At 73.2% G+C, this 4818-nt stretch carries 3 protein-coding genes and 2 pseudogenes; 2 read left to right on the top strand and 3 right to left on the bottom strand.

What is annotated here, in order from left to right; all coding sequences use genetic code 11:
- The 3 genes and pseudogenes from NBZ85_RS27605 to sigE form a co-directional block, all read right to left on the bottom strand.
- Positions 1-538: pseudogene (locus NBZ85_RS27605) on the bottom strand (hypothetical protein); the annotation flags it as partial.
- Between the two features lie 367 nt (positions 539-905).
- Positions 906-1724 (bottom strand): anti-sigma factor family protein, encoded by an 819-nt coding sequence (locus NBZ85_RS27600; protein WP_261562927.1) that lies wholly within the window; start codon positions 1722-1724, stop codon positions 906-908.
- Positions 1721-2524 carry an RNA polymerase sigma factor SigE gene (gene sigE / locus NBZ85_RS27595; RefSeq protein WP_372517636.1) on the bottom strand — a complete coding sequence of 268 codons (804 nt, stop codon included), beginning with the start codon at positions 2522-2524 and terminating at the stop codon, positions 1721-1723. Before sigE ends, NBZ85_RS27600 begins: the two co-directional genes overlap by 4 nt.
- A gap of 165 nt (positions 2525-2689) precedes the next feature.
- Between sigE and NBZ85_RS27590 the strand changes: the two genes are divergently transcribed.
- Together NBZ85_RS27590 and NBZ85_RS27585 are read left to right on the top strand one after the other, a co-directional pair.
- Entirely contained in the window at positions 2690-3352 is a 663-nt protein-coding gene (locus tag NBZ85_RS27590) for an O-methyltransferase (protein ID WP_136448387.1), read from the top strand.
- 199 nt (positions 3353-3551) lie between these two features.
- Positions 3552-4818: pseudogene (locus NBZ85_RS27585) on the top strand (hypothetical protein); the annotation flags it as partial.

The following is a 4818-nucleotide window of genomic DNA, read 5'->3' as shown; positions in this document are numbered from 1 at the left end:
GGACTGTTGCCTTGAAAGTACGGGGCGGCGGGCTGGTCGGCATCGCAGCCGAGGTCGACGGGATCGTCGTCTCGTCGCGGGCGCCGTGTTCGAAGGGCCGCCGGTCGGCGTCCCGCTCGCCCGGAACCGCCGAGGCCCCAGCTCGGTCGGCGCGAACGGCCGGAGCGGCGGGACCGGCAGCAGCCGACGGGGCGACGGCACTGTCAGCAGCAGCCGAGCCGACGGGACGAGCAGGACCGGCAGAAGCGGCAGGGCTGCCGGCCTCGGCATGACCGGCGGCGGGTCGCCCAGCGGCCCGACCTGCCCGACCTGCCGGCTCGGTGGGCGCGTGATCAGCGTGGCCCGAACGGCCGGATGGCTCGTCGGCACCGGAGCGGCGCCCGGCGGCCTCATGATCCGCGGCCGGGTCGGTCTCGCCGCACCCGGGCAGGGCGGACGGGTCGATGACCAGGGGTGACCGTTCTAGGCGCCGCGGCCTGCTCGGCGTGTCGACCGGATCCATGCTGGCGATCGCCGCCTTGTTGTCGCTGCCGTCCACCACGACCTCCCGACTCGCTCGTCGCGCGACACGGCGGAACACCGGCAACCGGTTCCGTCCTGGGAGGCCCCGCGCAACGACCCCGAGCGGGTTACACGGTAAAGCCTCAGAACAGAACAGAGGAGACCTCTACCGCTGAACAGCCGAAAAAAGCTTTTTAGGTATCAGTTAGTAGCGTCTGCCCGTCGCCCGGACGGGGGTGAAAGCGCGGACGGTCCCTGCTGCTCCGCACGTCGACCGCCACATGCGGGCACCCCCGGAAGGGAACTTGGGGCAGTACGGATGCGGCCGGCGCAGGCTTGGCGGGGGAGCAAATGTTTCCGCGACGTTCAGTACGCGTCACCGGCAGGCACACGGGAGCGCGACGTCAACGGTGCAACGACACCTTCATCGGCGCGAACATGGGGATCAGGCGCAGGGAACCACCGGTCGAAGAGCCCGGAGCGACCACGGAGGAAACGGTCGGCACCGCGCTGGGACCGCCCGGGCGCGCGCTGCCCCGGCCGTCCGCGACGGCAGCCCCGGTGACGGCGAGCATCAGCAGCGCGGCGGAGCCGAGCAGCGTGCGGCGCATACTCGAACGCCCTTGGACGGGCCGCGGGGGTGGCGACGGCGGCCGGCGAAGCCGATCACCCGTTCGACCCGGCCGAGTTCCCGGCCGGCGAGCGGCGCCCCGATGCGGCGCGGCCCTGGCGCCGCGCCCAGTCCCACCGGGTGACTCGGGCGCTCTGCGGCGCGTTGCGCGCCGGGAGGCCACCCGGTCGGTCGGCTGCGCCGCACGCCGGCCGTGGCCGGTGACATCGGGGCGCCGCGCGGACGACGACGAGAGGCCCCCGGCAGACGTGACCCGGCCGGCGGCCGCCGAAGCCGCCGGAACGGCACTCGCGGGCCGCCCGCCGCCGCCTGCAGCCAGACCACCGGAACCCGGCGGGGAGCGGCGACGCTCGGGCTCGGGGTGGGCCGCGCCTGCCATCCCGGCGCCGATGCGCAGCAGTCGGTCGGCGACGTTCTCGGGCAGCGCCGGATCGCCGAGCGCGACCAACCGGGCCTTCACCTGGCGAAGCGCCACCACCTCACGCTGGCAGTCTCCGCAGCCGGCGAGGTGCGCGAGCGCACGATCCCGCGCGCCATGATCAAGCTGATGATCGATAAGGGGCGAGATCAGGTCGCCGAGATGCTCGGTCACGCGGGCCGCTCCGCGGGAGCACCACCCTTGCTTCCGGCGGGCACGGCTCCACGCCGCCGCCCGCCCCTGGCACGGCCATCGTCACGGTTTCGCCGTGAGCCGGGCGAGGCGGCCGACTGACCAGATTCGGCACCGAACGCATCGACCCGGCCGGCCGGGGCCGCGGGACTGGCGTACATGTCGTCCGGGTCCTCGGCGGCGGCGATCAGCACGGCGCCGTCGGCGGTGCGGGGCGCACGGTCCGCCAACGCGGCCCGCAGCATCGCCCGTCCGCGTGAGATACGGCTGCGGACCGTGCCGAGCTTCACGCCAAGGGTCTGGGCGATCTCCTCGTAGGAGAGCTGTTCGATATCGCACAACACCACAGCGGCCCGAAAGTCGGGTGGCAGCGCCGCGAGCGCCGCCTCAACGTCGGCATCGAGATGGGCCTCGGCGTAGACCGCCTCGGGGCTCGCCTCACGCCCGGCCAGGCGCTCGGTGTCCTCGGGCAGCGCGTCGAAGCGAATCTTCTGCTGCCGCCGCATGCGGTCGAGGAAGAGATTGGTCGTGATCCGGTGCAGCCAGCCCTCGAAGGTGCCGGGCGTGTAGTCCGCCAGGGACCGGAATACGCGTACGAAGACGTCCTGCGTGAGGTCCTCGGCGTCGTGGGCGTTGCCGGTGAGACGGTAGGCGAGCCGATAGACCCGGTTGCCGTGCTCGCGGACCACGTCCTCCCAGGACGGAGGCACCCAACCGGAAATATCTGTGGTGGCGGCGGCGCCGGCGGCGTCGGAACCCGCCCCGGAGTCCTGTGCAGCCACGGCCGCCTCTCGGTCGGTTCGCGTCGAACGTACCCGACGAGCCGGCCAGGGAGCGGCGAATCCCGCTGCGGACACCGATGTTTCTCCCCTCGTTCCTCGACACGATGCACGTTGACCAGATGAACGCGCCTCTGTGCTCTCCCGTTCCCGTAGGCTGCGGATGTCATGCCGGACACCGAAATCGGCGAGCTCGACTCCGCCGCCGCCTATGCCGAGGGCTTCCTGTTGGAAGACCCGATCCTTCGTGCTGCCCGCGCCCGCGCCGAGGAGGTCGGGATCGTCCCGGTCAGCCCCGGTGCCGGTGCGGTCCTGCGCTTCCTCGCCGCCGCCGTGAGTGCCCGTGCGGTCGTCGAGATCGGCACCGGTACCGGAGTCTCCGGTACCTGGCTGTTGCGCGGGATGCGGCCCGACGGAACCCTAACCACCATCGACGTCGAGGCCGAGCACCTTCGGCTGGCGCGCCGCACCTACGCCGACGCCGGAATGGCGCCGGGCCGCAGCCGGCTCATCACGGGCCGCGCGCTCGACGTCCTCCCCCGCCTCACCGATGGTGCCTACGACCTGGTGTTCTGCGATGCCGACCGGCGTGAGGGCACCGAGTACCTCACCCAGGCGCTACGACTACTCCGCCCCGGCGGAGTAGTCGTGTTCGCGGGCGTGCTGGCCGAAGGCCAAGCCGTCGACCCCGGTGCCCGCGGCCCGGACGCGGTTGCCGTCCGCGAGCTCGCCACCGCCGTGCGCGACGACGTGCGGCTCACCCAGATGCTCCTCACCACCGGTGGCGGCCTGCTGATCGCGGTGGTCGCCAAGTCCTCACCGGTCGGATAGCGCCCGCGGGGGTGGCGGGGGTGTGCCCACGCGGGCCATCGGCCGGCTGGCCGGCCCGTCAGCCACTCGCCCGGACGCGGCGGCCAGGGCCGTAGAGTCACCCGACGAACCCGGCCCGCTGCCGCGATGCACTGAGGGTTCGAACCGGTAGACGCGTAGGGTGCCCTCAAGCGTGACATTTCGACGCCTTGGGGAGTGAATGGCACCGGCGGCACGGGAGTACCGGCGCTACGACGACTTCGGCGGGTACGGCGACCTCGGCGGCCACGACGACCTCGGCGGCCACGACGACCTCGGCGGCCACGACGACCTCGGCGGCCACGACGACCTCGGCGGCCACGACGACCTCGGCGGCCACGACGACGGTGGTCGCGCCACCCGCGCCAATCAGGCCCGGTCAGGCGCCTACCCGGGCACCGGTGCCTACGACGGTCGCGGCGGGTACGACGGTCGCGGCGGATACCAGGATCACGGCGGCTACGACGACCGCGGTGGCCACGACGATCCCAGGGCCTTCGGCGAACGTCGCGGCTATGACGACCGCCACGTTCACGAGGACCACCGTGGCTACGAGGACCGCGGTGGCTACAACGACCCCGGTGGCCACCAGGACCGCGGTGGTTACGACGACCGCGATCCTTACGACCATCCCGATCCCGATCCATACAACGATCGCGGACGCCAGGACGATCGCGGAAGACTCGACGGCCACGACGGCCACGACGGCCACGACGGCCGCGGCAGGTACGGCCCTCCCGCCGAGTACGGCAGCCGCGGAGGTTACGGCGATGGCGCCGTCCAGACCGATCGCGGCACCCGCGTCGACCGTGGGGCCAGATTCGACCGTGGCCGCCGCCCAGTCCACGATGACCACACCGATCCCGGCATCCACACTGTGCCCCGCGAGGGCGCGGGCCGGGCCGGCAGCGGGGCCTACAGCGGCCCCGGAGGTGGCACCGGTCGCCGGGGCCTTGACGGCGGTCGGCCTGGTCTCGCCGGCGGCGCGGGCCACCGCGAACGAGGGGGGATCAACGGACGCGACCCCGAGGGCGGGCCGCCGGACGCGGCCGCGCGGAACAACCTGCTGCCCTATGTTGCGTTCGTCCTGGTAGTAGCGGTCCTGGCCGGCTCCGCCGGGTACGTGCTGAACCGGCTGGTGGGGCCGGCGCACCGAGCGGGCACGGCGCCGACGGCGAGCCCGTCCGCGGCGAGCCCGGGAACGGCCGGCGCTGCCGGCTCCCCGACCGGTCCGACCGCCGCGGATGGCACTTCCGGCCCAGGCCAGAGCGGCGCCGGCGGCCTGCTGACGAACCTCACCGCCGAGCAGGTCGCGATCAGACTGGCCGAGGCGGGCCTGCCGCTGCGCACGACCGTCGTCTACACCGCCGCCAGCGACCCCGACCGGCTCCTGGGGGCGGCGGGCGGCCTGTCTCATATACACATCTCCGAGCCCACGAGACTAGCGC

It is taken from the genome of Frankia tisae, from assembly GCF_025403405.1.
Lineage (GTDB): Bacteria > Actinomycetota > Actinomycetes > Frankiales > Frankiaceae > Frankia > Frankia tisai.
Note: the sequence above shows the minus strand (reverse complement) of the source record. Positions and strands in the feature narration are given on the sequence as shown.